The organism is Halobacillus seohaensis, from assembly GCF_042663045.1.
Lineage (GTDB): Bacteria > Bacillota > Bacilli > Bacillales > Halobacillaceae > Halobacillus_A > Halobacillus_A seohaensis.
Genome location: NZ_JBHSZV010000020.1, coordinates 1 through 20055, shown reverse-complemented (window position 1 = coordinate 20055; position 20055 = coordinate 1). Strand labels below are relative to the sequence as shown.

Annotated in this window: 17 protein-coding genes; 11 read left to right on the top strand and 6 right to left on the bottom strand. The window is 36.6% G+C overall.

The genetic code is table 11. The features are described from left to right. The first annotated feature begins 11 nt into the window (after nucleotides 1–11). The 8 genes from ACFQIC_RS08475 (at nucleotide 12) to ACFQIC_RS08440 (ending at nucleotide 9819) form a co-directional block, all read left to right on the top strand. Nucleotides 12–1328 (top strand): Na+/H+ antiporter family protein, encoded by a 1317-nt coding sequence (locus tag ACFQIC_RS08475; RefSeq protein ID WP_204709936.1) that lies wholly within the window; start codon nucleotides 12–14, stop codon nucleotides 1326–1328. Nucleotides 1329–2133: 805 nt separating this feature from the next. Next, a complete protein-coding gene (pdaA, locus tag ACFQIC_RS08470) occupies nucleotides 2134–2907 on the top strand; it encodes a delta-lactam-biosynthetic de-N-acetylase (protein ID WP_204709940.1) in 774 nt (257 codons plus the stop codon). 675 nt (nucleotides 2908–3582) lie between these two features. Continuing rightward, the gene (locus ACFQIC_RS08465) at nucleotides 3583–5451 is read left to right on the top strand and encodes an ATP-binding protein (RefSeq protein WP_390217043.1); all 1869 of its coding nucleotides are present in this window, start codon (nucleotides 3583–3585) and stop codon (nucleotides 5449–5451) included. 432 nt (nucleotides 5452–5883) lie between these two features. Beyond that, on the top strand, nucleotides 5884–6732 hold the full coding sequence (locus ACFQIC_RS08460; protein WP_204709941.1) for a YitT family protein: 849 nt from the start codon (nucleotides 5884–5886) through the stop codon (nucleotides 6730–6732). Between the two features lie 135 nt (nucleotides 6733–6867). Beyond that, complete coding sequence (gene mbcS / locus ACFQIC_RS08455) at nucleotides 6868–8442, top strand: acyl-CoA synthetase MbcS (protein WP_204709942.1); 1575 nt, start codon at nucleotides 6868–6870, stop codon at nucleotides 8440–8442. Between the two features lie 7 nt (nucleotides 8443–8449). Continuing rightward, nucleotides 8450–8875 carry a GNAT family N-acetyltransferase gene (locus tag ACFQIC_RS08450; RefSeq protein WP_204709943.1) on the top strand — a complete coding sequence of 142 codons (426 nt, stop codon included), beginning with the start codon at nucleotides 8450–8452 and terminating at the stop codon, nucleotides 8873–8875. 177 nt (nucleotides 8876–9052) lie between these two features. After that, nucleotides 9053–9478: a hypothetical protein gene (locus tag ACFQIC_RS08445; protein ID WP_204709944.1), complete on the top strand. Its 426-nt coding sequence runs from the start codon at nucleotides 9053–9055 to the stop codon at nucleotides 9476–9478. Nucleotides 9479–9564: 86 nt separating this feature from the next. Further along, the gene (locus ACFQIC_RS08440; RefSeq protein ID WP_204709945.1) at nucleotides 9565–9819 is read left to right on the top strand and encodes a hypothetical protein; all 255 of its coding nucleotides are present in this window, start codon (nucleotides 9565–9567) and stop codon (nucleotides 9817–9819) included. On the opposite strand, the gene ACFQIC_RS08435 is transcribed toward ACFQIC_RS08440, so the two are convergent. The 3 genes from ACFQIC_RS08435 to ACFQIC_RS08425 form a co-directional block, all read right to left on the bottom strand. Beyond that, nucleotides 9816–10088, bottom strand: coding sequence for a hypothetical protein (locus ACFQIC_RS08435; protein ID WP_204709946.1), 273 nt, complete (start codon nucleotides 10086–10088; stop codon nucleotides 9816–9818). The two genes, ACFQIC_RS08440 and ACFQIC_RS08435, sit on opposite strands and share 4 nt — an antisense overlap. A 128-nt stretch (nucleotides 10089–10216) precedes the next feature. Continuing rightward, the gene (locus tag ACFQIC_RS08430) at nucleotides 10217–10891 is read right to left on the bottom strand and encodes a hypothetical protein (protein ID WP_204709947.1); all 675 of its coding nucleotides are present in this window, start codon (nucleotides 10889–10891) and stop codon (nucleotides 10217–10219) included. Nucleotides 10892–10894: 3 nt separating this feature from the next. Further along, on the bottom strand, nucleotides 10895–11524 hold the full coding sequence (locus ACFQIC_RS08425) for a hypothetical protein (RefSeq protein ID WP_390217033.1): 630 nt from the start codon (nucleotides 11522–11524) through the stop codon (nucleotides 10895–10897). 408 nt (nucleotides 11525–11932) lie between these two features. Between ACFQIC_RS08425 and ACFQIC_RS08420 the strand changes: the two genes are divergently transcribed. Further along, nucleotides 11933–13561, top strand: coding sequence for a BCCT family transporter (locus ACFQIC_RS08420; RefSeq protein ID WP_204709949.1), 1629 nt, complete (start codon nucleotides 11933–11935; stop codon nucleotides 13559–13561). Nucleotides 13562–14328: 767 nt separating this feature from the next. Here ACFQIC_RS08420 and ACFQIC_RS08415 read toward each other — a convergent pair. The 3 genes from ACFQIC_RS08415 to ACFQIC_RS08405 all read right to left on the bottom strand — a co-directional run bounded on the left by ACFQIC_RS08415 (nucleotide 14329) and on the right by ACFQIC_RS08405 (nucleotide 16850). Then, nucleotides 14329–15036 carry a DUF5694 domain-containing protein gene (locus tag ACFQIC_RS08415; RefSeq protein ID WP_204709951.1) on the bottom strand — a complete coding sequence of 236 codons (708 nt, stop codon included), beginning with the start codon at nucleotides 15034–15036 and terminating at the stop codon, nucleotides 14329–14331. 16 nt (nucleotides 15037–15052) lie between these two features. Next, on the bottom strand, nucleotides 15053–15994 hold the full coding sequence (locus ACFQIC_RS08410) for a TIGR03571 family LLM class oxidoreductase (RefSeq protein ID WP_204709953.1): 942 nt from the start codon (nucleotides 15992–15994) through the stop codon (nucleotides 15053–15055). 496 nt (nucleotides 15995–16490) lie between these two features. Continuing rightward, entirely contained in the window at nucleotides 16491–16850 is a 360-nt protein-coding gene (locus tag ACFQIC_RS08405) for a PilZ domain-containing protein (RefSeq protein ID WP_204709955.1), read from the bottom strand. A gap of 301 nt (nucleotides 16851–17151) precedes the next feature. On the opposite strand from ACFQIC_RS08405, the gene ACFQIC_RS08400 reads away from it, so the two are divergent. Beyond that, a complete protein-coding gene (locus tag ACFQIC_RS08400; RefSeq protein ID WP_204709957.1) occupies nucleotides 17152–18945 on the top strand; it encodes a M3 family oligoendopeptidase in 1794 nt (597 codons plus the stop codon). Next, nucleotides 18942–19250: a 4a-hydroxytetrahydrobiopterin dehydratase gene (locus tag ACFQIC_RS08395; RefSeq protein WP_204709959.1), complete on the top strand. Its 309-nt coding sequence runs from the start codon at nucleotides 18942–18944 to the stop codon at nucleotides 19248–19250. Before ACFQIC_RS08400 ends, ACFQIC_RS08395 begins: the two co-directional genes overlap by 4 nt. The last annotated feature ends 805 nt before the right edge of the window (nucleotides 19251–20055 follow it).

Sequence of the window (20055 nt, the reverse complement as noted above, 5' to 3'; positions counted from 1 at the left end):
GGGGATCTTGTATGGCACTAGCTGTCATTGTGTCAGTTCTCGTACTGACACTGTTAAGTTTATTACGAGTGAATGTTATTATTTCTATTTTAGCAGCTGGACTCACGGCTGGTGTGATGAATGGAGAATCTCTTATCGATTCCCTAGAAATTCTAGTGAACGGTATGGGAAACCAGGCTAGTGTAGCTTTAAGTTATATTTTATTAGGTGCTTTTGCAGTTGCTATTAATCATTCGGGCATTACAAGTATTCTTGTAGGGTATTTGTTACGTGTTCTTAAAGATAAAAGGACATTCACAGCCCTTGTCATAGCAGCAGTTGCCAGTCTTTCTCAAAACGTCATTCCGGTGCATATTGCTTTTATTCCTATTTTAATACCGCCGTTATTGCAATTATTTGATCGTATGAAGATTGACCGCCGAGCTGTAGCAACGGCATTAACATTTGGATTAAAGGCTCCATATGTAATGCTTCCGATCGGCTTTGGACTAATATTCCACGAAACAATTCAAGAGTCTATGGGTTCCAATGGTGTTTCTTTAAGTATTGGAGAAATTGCTCAATCTTTAATTATTCCTGGATCAGGAATGATTGTCGGATTGTTTATTGCAATTTTTGTTACGTATCGTAAAAAAAGGGAACCCAATGAAAGTGATGCAGCGCATGAAGTAAACTTTAGTGATTACTTGGAAGAACTTAAATCTGTTCGTTTTAACCTTTTACATGGGCTTACACTTGTAGCTATTGCGGTGACTTTATTTATCCAAGCTTACTTCGGGAATTTAGTATTAGCTGCTTTAGCAGGGCTTGTACTCATTTTTATATTTAAAATTATTCCCTTTAAGTCAGGAGATAGCGTTATTACAGATGGGATTGCTATGATGGGGACGATTGCTTTCATCATGCTGATTGCAGGTGGTTACGCTAATGTCTTAACCGAAACGGAATCTGTTTCTGCTTTAGTTGAAGTAAGTTCAGAATATATGGGGGATAACCAAGTCTTTATTGCCTTTATTTTATTGTTAGTGGGGCTCGTTGTAACGATAGGTATAGGTTCGTCTTTTGCTACGGTTCCTATTTTGGCTGCATTATTCGTTCCGATTTGTATAGGAGCGGGTTTCTCTCCTATGGCTACTGCTGCATTAATTGGTACAGCAGGTGCTTTAGGTGATGCTGGGTCTCCAGCTTCTGACAGTACACTCGGTCCAACCTCAGGTTTGAATGCTGATGGAAGGCATCATCACATTTGGGATACATGTGTACCGACGTTTATTCACTTTAACATTCCATTATTTATTTTTGGTTGGGTAGCATCCATAATCCTTTGATGAAGACGAGTGTATAACTAAGTAGTTTGGTTTTGGGGTACCACGTATTTAGAAGGTAAAATAGCACAGAATTATTGAACCGATTAACACACTAGATAACATTACAATTAGTAAAGACAAACGCTTGGATATTAAACTTATCCAAGCGTTCTGTTTTGTGTTTTCTCATTAAACTAACAGCCCCAGATTGTTTAATAAAAGAGTGGCGGTTCCGTTGCTTTTTATCGGAGCATGAGGGAGTTGAACGGAACCCTTTTTATAAAAATCGGGGTGCTGTGTGAATATTGCCCTTGAAATAATCCACTTCTACCCTTATGTGGAAGACAGCTTCGAGACAATCCGGTGGTTTCCGTTACAAAGGATGGCGTTTGAAGGTCCGGGAAATCACTCGCTTTCCGTGGGCATGTAGTGAGCTTCCTCAGGCTACGCCTTGCGGGATCTCACCGATCATGTTCATCCCAGCTCTTACGCCTTATAAGGACGAAGGCTACATCTAGTTCATCAATCCTATCGGGCGTTATCCAGCTCCAGCGCCTAGCGGCTAGTGAGACTTCCCTCGCTTCTGTACGATAAGTCAACATCGAATCACGGTTCTTCGTGTTTCCTTTATCTCCGACAGCTCAGTCCAGTCCATACGAAAACTCTATATCACTGCTTTTATCTGTGAATGGATCGGAATATGAAGTTACAATTTTTGAAAAAACACTACAAAACGAATGCTTTTTTTTTAGAATTCGACTAAGATCGTAATGTTATAATATTTTCCCTTCGTCCACGCATACTAAGAAAAAAGTAGGTGGGTTCTATGAAGAAACTTCTTGTTTTGATCTGTTTATTTATGATCTTTTCTCCAACCGCAGTAGGCGCTGAAGGATGGGGGTTTAAAAAGAATAAGGAAGGAAAAGTACCTGATGTAGGAAGTTATAGTTCAATGCTTGAAAAACATGATGGTTTCTATGCTGATCATACGGGAGATAAAGTCGTTTATTTTACATTTGATAATGGCTACGAGGGAGGATATACAAATCAAGTCCTAGACATTCTAAAAGAGCAAGAAGTTCCGGCTACTTTTTTTGTTACTGGTCATTATATCAATAGCGCACCAGAATTAGTTAAACGGATGAACGCTGAAGGACATTTGATAGGAAACCATTCTTGGTCACACCCTGATTTCACAAAAATTTCTAAAAGTGAAATGAAAAAGGAACTTGATCAAGTAAACTACGCTGTGCAAAATTTAACAGGTCAACATACAATGCCTTATCTTCGTCCTCCTAGAGGGACTTTTAATAATTCTACACTACGGTTGGCCAGAGAACTGGGATATATTCACGCATTTTGGTCAATAGCTTTTGTAGACTGGGAAACCAATCATCAAAAAGGGTGGGAATATGCTTTTGATCATATTATGGGGCAAATACACCCTGGAGCAGTAATATTATTGCACACCGTATCTGAAGATAATGCAGATGCCCTTGAAAACCTTATTGTTGAATTAAGAAAAAGAGGCTACCAATTTGGAAGCTTGAATGATTTAATGGTGAAAAAACTTTTGCCTTTTCCACTAGTTGGACTTTAAAAGGTTTAAGATAAAAGAGATCAGGCTATTGTACCAATAGTCAGGTCTCTTTTTATTGTAAGGTTTAAACGTTACTGTTGATAATTCTTGAGTTGAGGGAACAAGTTTATTCTACAATTGAAGCAGTTATCTGTAATAAATATCAGGTTCCATCGTTAGAAACAGAGAGATGCTCATCGTTTCCTTCCCCTCTTGGCAATTATTGAAAAGTGAACTGTCACCCCATCTAGTGTTATCGTTCATGCGGAGGTAGCCACTCTATAACCATTAAGTTGAATCGATCAGGTTGCCGAATTTCTTAGTCCAATGGAAAAACCTTATAATGAAGAAGGATTGATTATCTAATCGTGTATTTGTTCTCCAATTTTGAGGGATTTCCTATACTAGTTTGATCTTATAATTTGGGATGCATTCGTATTCAGCATGTTCCCCCTTCTCTCATGGGAATCGAGTCTAATTAGAATGCTATTTCGTACCTTTCTAAAATTTGTCACGAAGTTTAGAAGGATGCCCAACTTAATAGCATTTAAATCGTGGAAATATGTTCTATAAAAAAAGCTTTTTTGCTTTTTTGAATATTTTTAATAATAAAATATTCAAAAGTTACCTTTTTTAGGTTATACTTAAACCCATTGGAAAATATTGAATCAGTAATGAAATGAGGTCATAATCTTGGTGATAAAAGAAAGGTATTCCGATCATCTGTATAGCGGAGAAATGCTTGCCATTCTGGAGATAAGTGATACTCCAGCATGCCTTCTAGATGTTCATCACCAGACTGTTACACTTAATCGGAGGTTATCGACAGAATTTAACATAAATGAAACAGAGCTTCATCTTTCGAACTGGTTGTCTTTATTTCAAATACATGACCGCGGTGAAATTTACCGAGTCATACATCAATCCGAACAATGGAATGAGACTGAGCTAAGTGTGTCTATTAAATTAGCTAAGCAGAGAAAGAATGTTTCTTGCAAAATGCTTCATCTTTCTAACGGGAATATTATAGCGATATTTTCGCCACAAAAACAACCGACTTTATCCAGTGAGTATTCTCAACAAACTTACCATAACATAATACGAGAACCCCTGCCTTCATCTACTGTGTTAAACCTTAGGGAGGCGTTTACAGCGCGGGCTAAAACTACAAAAACTTCCCAGGTTAAAGATCGACTAGTTCACGCGGCGGATTCTTTCCCATATGGAATAGCTATGCTTAATAGCAATTGGGAAGTTATTTTTGCCAACCCTAAAATGGAAGATATGGTTGAACTAACTTTATCTCGATATTATCGTAAAAAGCTATGGGACTTGTTTCCAGTTGATAACCACAGTATATTTTTCCAAAATTTCTTAAGAGCTATGGAAACACAAGAAACTTTAGAATTCCAAGGCGAAGTGCAAAAAAATAAAGTTTGCATGGATGTAACTGTTGTTCCTAGTGAACAGGGTATTACAATAATAGCTAAAGACATAACAAATTATAAAAAGCATTTAGATGATATGAAGAAGTCGGAAGAACGTTTCTCTCTTTTATCTAATAATATAAACGAAGCCTGTTGGATTTGTGCACCGGAGTGGGGAGAACTTTTCTATCTTAGTCCGGCTTTTGACGAGCTTTATGGTATGGATAGACATGACATAATTAAAAACCCTTCTTTATATTTTGATTTGATAGACGACCAATATCTTGATGTAGTAAAAGAAGCGGCTTTAATTATGACGCAAAAAGAGCACCAAGTGGAATTTAAAATTACTACCCCTGCGGGAGAAAGTAAATGGATAAAAATGAAGGGTTTTCCTGTGGAAAATCAAGGAAAACAGTTTGTTATTGGAATAGATGAAGAAATTACAAAAATGAAAGAGATGACTTTATTAGAAGAAAAATCAAGACAGCTTTCAACCATCACCCAAATGGCAGCGGGTGTTGCCCATGAGATTAAAAATCCATTGACGGCTATTAAAGGATTTCTACAAATAGGAGCAGCGAATCCAGACCTTAGGGATAGCTATCAAGATATTATTTTAGACGAAGTAAACCGTATAGAGTCTATTGTACAAGATTTCATGATGCTTTCTAAGCCTAAGTCTTCTGTTCAGCTTGAGTATGTTAATTTAGAAGTCATTATTTCATATGTGAGTCGTTTGTTAGATCCGGATACTGAAAGTAATGAATTGATTGTCCATTATACTTGTGATCCAAAACTCAATGGTTTTTATTGTGAACCTAAACGATTAAAACAAATTTTAATTAATTTAGTTGGTAATGCTATTGATGCATTAGATGAAGAAGGAGAGGTTCAAATAGAAGCTATTCTCGAGAAGGAAGAATTAGTAATCTCGGTGACAGATAATGGACATGGTTTAACAGAACAAGAGCTCTTAAAACTAGGTGAACCTTTTTATACTACGAAAGAAAAGGGAACAGGCTTGGGGATTATGGTGACTAAGAAAATGATTGATGATTTGGATGGGAAAATCAATTATCAAAGTCGTAAGAATGAGGGAACCTCTGTTACAGTACGACTTCCATATAGAACTTGAGCTTAACCAGTAGTAGGGACTGCTGGTTTTTTATTTTGCTATGTTAAACGTTGATGTTGATAGTTGTCCGAGTTGTTTATGTGGAGGAGGGGGCAGTGAGGAACAGAACCATGGTGGGAGATTTCCATACTCTCACCATCTGGGTGCTTTGCCACTTACTTAATAACTCAATCAACATTATTGGTAAAAAATCAACAACAAGATTTAAGCATGTGTAGTTTGTTAGATTTCCTGTGTGATATTTGTTTGATAATTATAATATCTTAGAGTGAAATTATCACAATAATTATTCTATAATCGCTTACATAGAGTTATTTTAATTATTTTCATCATAACTGTTTACAAGTCTCTGAAAGCCTTCTATAATCCCGTATGTACTGTTCGACAAATCGATATATATATAACAGACTACTTTTAGAAGGAGGCTTACTGATGACTAAAAAATTGCTATCATTTTTCATTATGAATATAGGTGCATTTGCCGTAGCTGTTAATGTGCATTTCTTCCTTTCACCAAATGATTTGGCGACTGGAGGAGTTAGTGGTCTCTCTATTGTTTTAAATCATGTTATGCCTAGTTTAACTCTTGGAACTATTATGATCTTGCTAAATATTATATTATTTATTATTGGTTTTATATTTTTAGGGTTTCAATTTGGTGCTAAGACGATTTATGCTAGTTTTGCCCTTTCATTCATGGTGTGGGGATTGGAAACATTTTTCCCAATGCAACAATCTTTAAGTGATGATCTGCTTATTCAATTAATTATTGGTCAAATCATTGCAGCTACTGGGATGGCTTTAGTTTTTCATCAGGGAGCCTCTACAGGTGGAACTGACATTATTGCAATGATTTTAAATAAATATTTTTCCTTTGAGGTAGGTAAAGGTGTATTGGTTTCAGATATAGCAATCGCTTTTTCTTCCATTTTCATTTTTGGTCCTACTGTTGGTATGTATGCCTTTTTTGGTGTTTTATTAAATGGACTTGTTATTGATTATGCTTTGCAGCAATTCGACAATAATAAAGAAGTTGTAATTATTAGTCGTAAAAGTGATGAAGTACGCGAATTTATAGTGAATAATCTTGGACGAGGAGCTACAATTCATTATGCTAAAGGTGCTTTTAACCAGGAAGACAAAGAAGTGATTACAACAATTATGACACGTAAAGACTACTCAAAACTAAAAAAATATATAATAGCAGTTGATGAGAAAGCATTTATTACCGTTCATTCAATGAATGAGATTTTAGGTGAGAATTTTAAACGTATAGCATAAGAGAAAGCCATTAGAAAATTATTCTAATGGCTTTTTTAAATACCATATTACTATCTGCTAGTTGATAATATTAATAATTCGGAAAATTTGATATAATGAGTTCGATCGATGGATACTTTGTGAGGGGGAAATCATATGAATCGTGAAGAGTTAATCGCACCAGAGCAATATAATGTGGTAGAGGAAATTGAAAAGTATATAAACAAACCTGAAAGAAAAGCGCTTCAATGGCTGGATCAAGATGGCAATAAAGAGGATATTACATACGAAACATTAATGAAAAATGCTAACAAAATGGGGAATGCTTTTCTGAAATCGGGATTAAAAGAAGGTGATAAAATTCTTGTGATGATCCCCAGGCTTATTTCTGCTTATAAAGTCTATATTGCAGCTTTAAAAGCGGGGCTAGTTGTGATCCCAAGTTCAGAAATGCTGCGTGCAAAGGATCTATCCTACCGTTTATCTCATGGTGAGGCTAAAGCTGTGGTTTGTCATGAAGCATTCACTGAGCAATTTAATGGAGTGAACGAGATGGAAAATCTTATCTCGTTTTCCGTGGGCGGTCCTAAGGATGACTGGCTCAGTTTAGATGATTTAAAGGAGGAAGAGTCTGATCAATTAGAAGTAGCTTCCACTCAACGAGATGATATGGCTTTCCTTTCTTATACTTCTGGGACAACAGGTAATCCAAAAGGAGTGGTTCATACCCATGGATGGGGGTTTGCCCACCTAAAAACCGCAGCAGATAATTGGTTGGCAATTGAAGATGGAGATACGGTATGGGCTACGGCTGGTCCTGGGTGGCAGAAATGGGTATGGAGTCCGTTTTTATCTGTACTAGGTAAAGGTGCTACTGGTCTTATTTATCAAGGTAAATTTGATCCGAAAACATACTTGGGTTTATTGGACGAATATGAAGTTAATGTTCTTTGTTGTACACCAACAGAATATCGTCTGATGGCAAAAGTAGATAATCTAGATGATTATCAGCTTAGTTCCCTGCATAGTGCAGTTTCTGCAGGTGAGCCTCTTAATCGGGAAGTGATCTCTACATTCAAAAATCATTTCAATTTGACTGTCAGGGACGGATACGGACAAACGGAAAATACATTACTAGTTGGAATAATGAAAGACATGGAAGTACGTCCTGGCTCAATGGGACGTCCTACTCCTGGAAATTCTGTGGAGATTATTGATGAGCTAGGAGATCCAGTCTATCCTGGTGAGGTTGGTGATATTGCGGTTCATATCGATACTCCAGCATTATTTAAAGAATACTATAAAGATCCTGAACGAACAAAAATGACTCAAAGAGGACATTATTATATTACCGGAGATCAGGCGACTAAAGACAAAGATGGATATTATTGGTTCGAAGGTCGTAGTGATGATATTATCATTAGTTCAGGATATACAATTGGACCTTTTGAAGTAGAGGATGCTTTGATTAAGCATTCAGCTGTCAAGGAATGTGCAGTTGTAGCCAGTCCAGATGATGTTCGTGGAAATGTGGTTAAAGCTTTTATCGTATTACAAAATGGATATAATGAAGAAGAAGGACTAACTAAAAATCTACAGGACCATGTTAAGAGTTTAACCGCACCTTATAAATATCCGAGAAAAATCGAATTTGTTCAGGAACTTCCAAAGACTACATCTGGAAAAATTCGTAGAGTAGATCTTAGGAAACAGGAACAAAGATTAGTGTGAAGAATTTATGATTCGTGAGGTGGATGTTCACGATGCGGAACCGTTATCTTTTCTTATGGGGGAATTAGGTTACCCTACTAATCGAAGAGATATGAAGGTTCGTCTTCAGACGATTCTGGCTGATGACTCTTATCAAACTTATGTGTATCAAGAAGAGAAGCGTTTACTAGGAATGATTGGTATGTCATATAGCCTTGCCTATCATACAACAGGTACACATGTAAGGGTGATCTCATTTGTTGTAGAAGAATCTTCTCAAGGTAAGGGTATCGGTCGTTTATTGATGGAGAAGGCGGAAGATTGGGCTAGAATGAAAAAAGCTAATCGTCTTATCTTAAATAGTGGTAATCGAAAAGAAAGGAAAGGAGCCCATTCAGTTTACGAGAAATTGGGTTTTGAAGGGAAAGCAACTGGATTTTATAAAGATATATAAGTAAAGCCCCAAGGTCTAGGCACTTGTGCTAGACCTTGGGGCTTATTTATTTAGCTATATTAACGGAATATTAGAAATTTATCTAAAAAATTGGAAATAAAGTGAAACAATTTCTAGGAGATATTCGTATAATACATAGGTAATATAAATACATAACAACGTGATAGAGGTGAGTTTATGAGAAAGAAAATCGCAATAATTATATCACTGATCGTTATTCTTACTTCAGGAGTTTATTATATAAACAACCAATATTTTTTTAATCCAGTATCGTTTGATCAAGACTTTGTAACACCACATAATTGGAACGATTATAAACGACCTCTAGAACTAACGATCTATTCATTTGAACAGGGAGAGGAAACTGAAACAATTAAACAGGAACAAGAAATCAGAGGACTTTTAGAAGATTTGAAAGAGAGTCCGTCAGCATCAGAAACTGAGTTTGGGGCAGGTGAAGTCAACGGTGGACTAACTTTGACGGCTGATGATCGTACATTGTTAGAAGTGTTATTCTATCCTGATCATTGGGAAATATTAAAAAGAAATACTCCAACCTTTGAATTAACCGACTCCCTCAAACAATTCATTGATCGCATTTAATGGAATACAGATTAAAATGTCCCAAGTGATTTTTTCATTCCCTATTATTCATGTGGTCTGCTATACTTCTTAGATGAGGTGATTACATGAATAAATTTTTTACGCATGTGTTTAACACGGCAGTAGGACTTCTGCTTCTCGTAGAAGGAGGAGTTTATATTTTTACAAATAATAAAGATGGTGATTTGCATTTACGAAGTATTATTATGACAATCATTCTACTAATGGCATGGGCTATGTCTTACAGGAAGCAAATAACAAGCGAGAATCAAAATGCTTGGCTTATTTTCACAATTATTCTTATGATTCCGATGATTTTACCCTTCCTCTTTTTTATTTAAGTCAGCCAGCGTATTAGCCCTGCAATGCCTAGGAAGAGACTAAAAGTCATATAGATGTACCCAAATACTTGATATTTTGCTTCTTCGCTACTTATTTCTACCGCACCTGCAAACGCGAGGAATAATATGATTAATATATATAGGGTTAAGTACGTACTTCCCCAATATGTATTTCCAATAAGTAACCAGGTGCCAACAGGAATAGCTGTGAACAGCGGAATATATAAGGGATTGACGTTAGCCCAAATATCTTGAATTTTTTTGAACATGTGAATTTGCTCCTTTTATGGATATGTTAAATGTTCATGTTGATAGTTGAATAAAATAAGCAACTTATTTTATTCAACTATCAATATTTCCTGTAACAAAAATTATCAACATGATTTAACAGTTTATTTTATAGTAAAAGCCATCCTAATAAGCTTCCAGCCAAACCAAACCAAATTGCAAATAGTAAGTTCCAAAGCGTAACTCTATAAGGGTTACGCTTTGTTATTTGGCTCATGATAGAAATCGTTGTGTTAAAGGTACCTGCTGCATCACTTGCAAGGGTCGACGTTAATAAAACGATAGCTAAACTCAGAGGATTCAGTTCCGTCAGTAAGGGTTGAATCAGTGTTCCCATTAGACTAATGGTGACTAATGGGTGAATCCCTATAAGTGAGAAGGTTAAGGATATCACTTGGATCGCAATAAAAATGACTAAGGGTACAGACGTTAAGAGGAGAAGCGGTTCTTGTAATGTCTGTATAATCGATGTATTTTCGAACATCATACTAAAGAAGCCGAGAGATAAGAATAATAACATTAAGTTCTGCAACCCGTTGACTTGTGTAACCCAAACTTTCGCATTATAGCTAATAAATGATTTAAATTGTTTAATAGCAACCGACCAAATGAGCGTGAAGAAAGGAATCGTTATAATTACCGCATTAAAATACGAGAGAGCGAGCCATTTTTCAACGAAAAAGGCAATTAAAATTAATATGAATAACATTGAAAAAAGCAGTCCGATTTTTCGAAAAAGCATTTGTTTAGGAACTTGATCCTGTAAATCTATTGTTATAGACACATTTCAGTATTTAAACCATCCATAAACCCAATCTATCAGTAATAACAGTATGGAGAAAAGTAAAGCCCAAGGAAAAAGTTCAAAATAGCTGACTCCTGTAATAGTGACAGTTAGTGCAATAAAAATTTCGATAGGACTCCAGACATTTGCTAAAGCAAAAGAACGAAGGATGGACTGGCTAGATAACTTATCGATGATTTGCTGGTTTGCTTGCTTTGTAACATCTTTGACGACTCCATGTACAATCGTAATGGATGAAAAAAACACAAATAAACAAAGTACGTAGGCAATCAAAGAACTTCGATAATATATTTTTCCTAGATGGTTTGCACGTAGTTTTAATAAATTTTTTAAGTCTGTATCATAGCGGCCAATTTGGATCATGTTATTAATATAAGGTAAAAAATATAAAAGACTTAATAAAAGTGCTGTCGAAGTAAAATAATTTGGCAAACTATATAAGGGATAAGGGTTTGTGAAAAATAGGATGAACCCTGCAATTAAAAAGACAATTGAAATGATCTGAAAGGTACGTGTGGCTCCTTTAAATGAAACAAAGATAGCGATAATCGCAAGAATTCCTAGCACCTTTTCTATAGTCGAATGATTGGAAAATAAAGAAAATATGTACACTGATACAAAACATGTATAGAGAAATGCTCTTATTTTATCATGATTAAGATGCAAGAAGATCCCTCTTTCTCAAAAGCAATTAACTATCATCGTCAGTTAATTAGTTGAATATGTCAAATTACTTTCGCGGTGTCGATTAAACATTACTTTGTGTCTAGAAAGGGTTATACGTATCTTTGAGATAACCTTTTGTTATTCTTTGTAACTTTTTAAAAAGGGCTGTATTAAATCATGTTGTTGACTTTGGTATAAAGAATTTGATTCCTTTGTCTTTACTAACGGAACCATTCTTTTTTACAACTCTTTATTCAAAATACTGTTCGATGATTGAATAAATTTCAACTCGTGCAAGTATCAACACTAACGTTTAGCATAGCCAAAAAATAAACAGAGAAAGGGACGATTTTTTTGAATATAAAATTAATCGATTGGAGTACGTTTATAGGTGCTCTTATTCTACTATTTGGGGTTACTATACCTCTGATTTTCTTTCCTGAAGCAGGTAAAGAAGTTGTCAATCAAGCAAATACATTTATGACTGGAAACTTCGGCGTAATGTATATGATCATGGGTTTATTAATTTTCGCATTCCTTATTTATGTAGCTTTTAGTAAAAATGGCCAGATTAAATTAGGAGATGAAGGAGAAGAACCCGAGTTCAACACTATATCATGGGCTGCCATGTTGTTTGCTGCTGGTATTGGATCGAGTATTTTATATTGGTCTGTAATCGAATGGGCTTATTACTATGAAGGGCCGCCTTTTGGTGTAGAAGGAAGTAGTATCGAAGCGATTCAATGGTCCACCGCTTATGGAATATTCCATTGGGGACCGATAGCATGGGCTATTTATACATTACCAGCGTTACCGATTGCTTATTTCTATTATGTACGAAAGAAACCAGTACTTAAAGTTAGTGAAGCCGTTCGGCCTGTCCTAGGTAAAACCGTGGATGGTCCTATAGGAACGATCATAGATGTTTTATTCATATTTGGTTTATTAGGTGGTGCAGGAACTACATTAGGGCTTGGTACTCCGATGATTGCGGAAGGGATTAGTAGTTTAACTGGTATGGAAGTTACTTTGGGGATGCAAGCTGCTATTATGCTATTATGTACGACAATCTTCGCTTTTAGTGCTTATTCTGGCTTAAGAAGAGGAATTAAAGTGTTAAGTGATATTAACTTGTGGCTGGCCATCTTTATTTTAGGATATGTCTTTTTCGTTGGTCCAACTCGTTTTATAAGTGAAACAACATTTAATTCAATAGGTATTATACTGGATAATTTCTTTAAGATGGCTACTTGGGTGGAGCCATTTGGAAACTTAAGTGGATTTGAAGAGACACTTTTTCCTGAATCATGGACAGTGTTTTACTGGGCTTGGTGGTTAGTGTATGCACCGTTTGTTGGTTTGTTTGTAGCACGTATTTCGCGGGGGCGTACCATACGTCAAATGATTCTTGGTACTATGATTTACGGAACGATAGGATGTATTTTATTTTTCGGTATCATGGGAAACTTTGGCTTGTATATGCAACTTACTGGGCAGTTCGATGCGGTGGGATTCCTAAACGAATATGGAGCACCTGCGACCATTATAGAAATTATCAATCAGTTGCCATTAGCTAAATTTATTGTATTAATCTTTACGATATTAGCAATTATTTTCTTGGCGACAACCTTTGATTCTTCTTCTTATATTTTGGCAGCTGTGGTTCAGAAGGAAGTGGAAGGAGAACCTCTTCGTTGGAACCGACTATTCTGGGCCTTTGCTCTATCTATTATGCCGTTAACCCTAATGTTCTTAGGAGGCCTCGGGGCTTTACAAACGGCAAGTATTGTTGGCGGGTTTCCGCTTATCTTCATTATGTTTCTGTTAGCATGGTCCTTTATGAAGGCATCGAATACAGATATTCGAGCTTCAGATGATTACGAAGCTCCGACGATCCATATTAAACGCTGGAAACGTAAAGATAAGAAGAAGCGACGTTCAGCTTTAGAAGTCTTAGAGGACCGTAAAGATGAAGATGATTAATTTTCTAGGCGATTACGGTGAAAACGGAAAACCCTCTTTTTTAAGGGTAACGGGTTCAGTTTTCGAGTACAAAACATGAAATAACATACGAATGAAGAGACCAAATCGCATATGATTTGGTCTCTTATTATTCCTTGTTTGTTCTATCAACGATTATCGGTATTTAACATATAAATTAGCATACAAAATCAGAGATTGTGCTTGAATTCGAGATGTTTGTGTGAATGTAGGGGCTGCGGGAAACGGCTCGCTTTCCATGGGGCGGGCGCTGTGCCTCCTCGGACTTCGTCCTGTGGGGTCTCAGCTGTCCCGCAGATCCCATCGGAGTCTCACCGTTTCCCTCCGTCCCTTTACCATATGATTTTCTCGATACCACTTCAGGAAAAGGCAGCCATTCCTAAGTTTGCATGCAAATCTTGATAGCGGGCGGTGCTATTAAAATCCTTGATATAGAGAGGTTCATTGAATGGGGGCTTGGGAATCTCCCCGTTTCCTAGCCACCCATCCTTTGCTTTTAATGAACGGCCCTACTGCCAAAAGTCATCTTCTGTGTTCGCTACACCATATGGAACAAGTGTGCAGTTGCAAACTGTCTTCTATGAATAGCCTACAATTTGAAGAAGAAAATATAAAGAAAAACGCTTGGATATTAAAATGTCCAAGCGTTTTTCTTTACCAATTGGTTCGATAATTCTGTTGCTATTTTTCCATCTACATATGTTTTGGTACTCCAAAACCGAACTATTTATTTTAAGGGCTCCCGTTTTTTACTTTGATTGATAATCTAAGAAAGACGACACTCGAAAGTCTCCACTATCTAATAAAAATTGGCGAAGTAAATGAAGGTGATCCCCACCAATGAGAACGAGAACTCGGTCTTCGGGAGTCGTTATTCTTCCTATATTAGCAGCGATCGCTAAGTCACGCTCATGCCACTGTTTTAACCATTTAACTCCTACTTGATGTTGGCGATCACCTACACGCGTTAGCTTCATATAAACTCTCTGAAGTTCTGCAATGTAGTCAGGATGGTTGATAGTCTTTAAACGTTCGATAAATGTCGAGTTATTTTCGAATTTTTTTAAATTTGCTTGAACTTCCATAATCTCTTTAAAAAGCGTAGGTTGATACTCTTTTGCCCATTCAAAAGTTTGATTTAGGGTAGGGTTAGACATATCGACTACTTCATCTACCGGGTATACTTGGGAGTGTTCGAAATGATGAGCGAGAGGAAAAGCTAATTGTTCCACTTCATCATAACTTGGAATAAGTTGGTGATTTTTATATTCCTTGTACTTGCGATCAAGCTCTTCTTCAATTAAAAAGGACTTTTCTACAGCAATCTTAGTTGGCTCAAATTCTTTTAAGTTATCTACCACTTTTTGAATTTGATCCTTTTGATGATCGACAATATCCGCATCCATAGCAAAATGCATCGTGCCCATTAGGAGAATTTCAGGTTCTTCATTACTCATGGTTCATGACTCCTTTCTATTGGAAATGAGGAAGTACTTCCTTTCCAAGTTCTTCAATTACTTCATCCACTCCCCTTGTGCTTTGCGATAATCCAAGCATAATATGATTCACTCCGACAAGACGATACTTTTCAAGAATTTTAATTAACCCTAATCGACCTGTTCTGTATCCAGCTGGAATCTTTTCGACTGGATGATAGGGATCTTTCATTAAATCCAGAGGTAGAGGCATAATAAAAGGTCGAAAGGATTGCCCGTGAAAAGTACGAACTTTCTCACGATATTGCTGAATAATCTCATGTTGTTGCTCAGGGCGCTGTGGATAGTACATCCATCCATCGCCGTGTTCGGCCACCCAATCTAATGTTTGTTGACAGTATCCTGTCATCAATACAGGAATTTGTTGATTAGGTTTAGGGACCAAATTGGATTTGTGCATTTTTCCATAGCGAGATTGGTGTGTTGGAAATTCATTATAAAGAGCACGTGTAAAATGATCAAAGGCATCTCTGAACCATTCACTACGTTCCATAATAGGAATGCCTAAACCTTCAAAATCTTTTCGGCGGTCCCCAGAAGACACACCTAGTAAGAATCGTCCTGGAAAAAGTCGATCAATACTCGCCACTTCTTTAGCTGTACGAAGGGGATGACGCAAGGGGAGTACAGTTGCGGCCGTTCCGATTGTTATTGACGACGTATGTGATGCTAAATAGGTTGCGTATATAAAACTATCGAAAATTTGTCCAGTGGCTGGGTCTTCGAAAGTCGGATCTTCTAAGAGAACATCCTGCAACCATAAAGTTTTAAAGTTTAATTGCTCAGCTAACTGAGCTCGCTCTATTTGATATTCCATAGTCGGAACCTGTTTATGATGGTTTTCTAAAGGAATAGTTAATCCAAAAGTTAACTTTTTTTCTTGAAAGACTTTTTGATAGCCTTCATGTTTAATAAGCATTTGATCACCTCATGCTCTTAAGTATAGAGGAGGCATATGTAAAACAAAAGTCATTGAAATCATTACACTAAAAAACCCATATCTTTGCGAAAAGAGATGGGTTTACACAATAGAATTTGTTTATATTAGACTATATAGATTAGTACGTAAAGAATGCTAGTGAGAACAGCGGAACCACCTAAACCATAGATGAAATCTGTAGAATCATACTCAGCTTTGTGTCTCATTTAAAAAAGCTCCTTTCTATGGAAGATATTCTACTAAAGCAAGTGACGTTAGTACTAAAGAATTCCTTTGTTCATTTTCTACTACATAATAGACGACAAAATATTACAAAAACTTAAGTTTTATGACATTTACATTTCAATTATGTTACAAACTTAGTTTAACATAATTGAAATATTGAGGAAAGTGTTTATTTTGAATTGTTTGAAAATTGAGCGGTACCTGGTACCACACAATTGTTACCACACAAAAAAAGTAACAGCAAATGCTGTTACTTAAAGTCCTGATTGGCGTTATATTGTTTCAAGGTATGTATGATTTCCTCTTGGTGATCATCAAGTAAGGTTAATCCATATTGATACGTTGTCCCTATTTCCTTCCCCCATACAACTTCCGCTTTCCATTCAACAGGTTTATTAGACAAGGTTGTATTTAATAATAACTGAATATTCTTTTGGAAGGGGAGTTTCAAACCGGTAGATAGTAACATTCCACTCGGACTCAAATTGAGAATAAAGCCACTCCCATTCGAAGTCTTTACAGGTTGCTCATCGATTTGAATAATTTTAAACAATGTAGATGGAGGATCTTGAAAGGTGTATCGAAGGCTCTCTTGCCGATTATATCGCATAAGCTTATCATCCTTTCCAAAATAAAAACAACGTTATTTTAGTTTTCCTATTTCCATAATAAAGGAAAGTCGAGTCCAGTAAAAGGTTGTGGTGTTTGTTAATTCAGAAGAACCCGGAAAAATTAGATGCTATAATAGTCAGATGAAGAGCTGATTGTTTGAACATGGTGACTGCTACTTTTTGTTATAATTTTAACTAATAAAAATTCAATCAGTTAGTTTAATAATAGTGTGCGTTATAGAAGAACAGAGCTTACATAGTATATCAAAAATATATCATGAAGATAAGGAGAGAGAATCAATGGAAACTTATGAGCAAAAATGGGATTTGGATCGTATTTTTGATGGGGGAAGTCAGTCGAAGGAACTTCATAATTATGTAGATGATCTAGAAGAGAAGATGGCAAATTTACATTGGTTAGTTCAACGATTTACTCATCCAAAGAATCCGGAGCAAACAGAAGAATTGTCAGAACTGGTTATACACATGCAAGATGTGGTGAAAAGAATGCATGAGTTTGGAGCTTTTATAAGTTGTCTTTCTGCTCAAGACGTTGAGGATAAACAGGCTCAAAAATGGGTTGCGAAAAGAACTGAAATAGCTGCAAAATATTCCAATATCCAAATAGAGTTTGAACAAAAACTTATAAAAATTGACGTGAATATTTGGAAGCCATTACTTAAGGAAGCTGAACTATCAAAGGTAGCCTTCAATCTAGATGAACGCCGTGAAAAGGCTAAAGACAAATTAGTGTTGGATCAAGAGGCGATTATTAATAATTTAGCTGTTGACGGATATCATGCCTGGGGACAAATGTACGATACAATCGTAGGCAAAATCAAAATTCCTTTTGAAGGTCAGGAATTGTCAGTGGGTCAAGCTTCTAACAAATTAAGTGACTCAAATCGCAAGGTAAGAAAAGGTGTTTTTGAAAAGTGGCAAAAAGCATGGGAAAAGGATGCTGATTTATTTACAGAAACATTAAATCATTTATCAGGATTCCGGCTGCAAACGTATAACCATAGAGGGTGGGATAATTCTCTAAAAGAACCGCTCGCTTATAATAGAATGAGCGAAAAAACTCTGAATATGATGTGGGATACTATTACAAAGTATAAAAAGTACTATAAAAGTTTTTTAAATGAAAAGGCTGGATGGCTCGGTTTAGAAAAGCTAAGTATATACGATGTAAACGCACCTTTAGGGAATAGTGAACAAAAAATGAATTTTAGTGAAGGTGCTCATTTTATTATAAAGCATTTTGAAAAATTTAGTCCCCTTATGGCACAGTTTACTAAAAAAGCATTTGAAAATCGTTGGATTGAGGCAGAAGACCGTCCAGGCAAGCGTCCGGGAGGGTTTTGTACGAGTTTTCCTCATAGTAAGGAGACACGTATATTCATGACGTATTCTGGGACCCTTTCAAACGTAGCCACTCTGGCTCATGAGTTAGGGCATGCGTATCATCAGCATGTAATGAATGATCTTCCTATATTGAATCAAGGGTATGCTATGAATGTTGCTGAAACAGCATCTACATTTGCCGAGATGATTGTTGCTGATGCCGCAGTAAAGAATGCTAAAGATCCACATGAAAAGCTGGCACTCTTAGAAGATAAAATTCAAAGAAGTGTAGCTTTTTTCATGAATATTCATTCTCGCTATTTATTTGAGATACGATTTTATAATGAAAGGAAATCGGGTACTGTATCTACAGAACGTTTGAATGAGTTAATGATTGAAGCACAGGAAGAAGCGTACCAAGATGCATTGGACGAATATGATCCTACATTTTGGGCTTCAAAACTTCATTTTCATATCACAGATGTCCCTTTTTATAACTTCCCTTATACTTTTGGCTATTTATTCAGTCTTGGAATATATGCAAAAGCAGTAGAAGAAGGACCTGAATTTGAGGAGAAATATATAGCTTTATTACAAGATACAGGGGTTATGAATGTAGAAGACTTGGCCAAAAAACATTTAGAAGTAAACTTAGAGGAAGCGGATTTTTGGGAAGATGCTTTAAAACTATGTGTGGCCGATGTAGAAGAATTTTTGGAACTGAGTGCAAAATTAAGAAAGAAGGGATGAGAGTCATGGAGGAAAGAATTCCTGTAGAGTTAAAACAAGAAAGAGTTAATTCACTGGATGGCTGGAAACTGGAAGACGAAAAATTCATTGTAAAAAGATATCGTTTTCGTGATTTTCTAAAAGGAATTAAATTCGTAGATGAGGTGGCTGCTTATTCTGAAGAAATTCAGCATCATCCTTTTATAAGTATTGATTATAAAATCGTGACGATGAAGCTGACGTCTTGGAATGCTAAAGGATTAACTGAATTAGATCTTCAGTGTGCGGATAAATATGATGAAATTTATCAATTTCTCACTGATTAATGTATTTATAAGGTGAAAAGCTCCATTATGGTGAGAAATTATTAAAAAAGAGATTCAATTACATTGTGAAATGCAAATCAAACAACTGTATAATTCTAAAGCTCCAGAATGAGTAACAAAGGATAAGGTGGGGGGTAGCTCGCTTTCCGGGGGCGCGAACACCGTCGGAGCCTCCTCTCTACGCCACAGGTCGCTCGCGATCGCTTTTCTGAAGGAGGCTCACCTCTTAACACCCGGAAAGCAAATCGTTTCCCCTGAGACCATTCCTCTGTCTTTACTAACGGTGCCATTCTTTTTTAACTCTGTGTTTATTCATACTAAAGGAATAAGTAAAAAAGCATACACATTTTGACCTAAATAGTTCTGTTTCGGTGGAGAAACATATGAAATAGCATACGAATTAGCAGACCAAATCGCATATGATTTGGTCTCTTATTTTCCTCCTTATATATCAATGGTTATTCGATTCCGAGATGATGGGGTGGAGAAAGGGGCGGTGGGGAAGGAGTCGCTTTCCGTGGGCGTGCGCTGAGCCTCCTCAGGCTGGCGCGAGGCCACTGAAAAAGTCCGGTAATTTTTAATAAAAGCAAATCCCTAAAAATTCCATCCCCACTTTCAGCTTATAAATTAGGGATAAATCGGACTTAATACTCCACTTTGACAGGAAAAACAACGTGATTTTGGGATAGTGTTTTTCCAAAAAGTTCATTATTAATAGAAAAGGACTTTTTCAGTGGCCTCGCTGGCGCCTTCCGGGGTCTCATCTAACCCGCGTATCCCAGTCGAGTAAGCGGGAGCCCTTCAC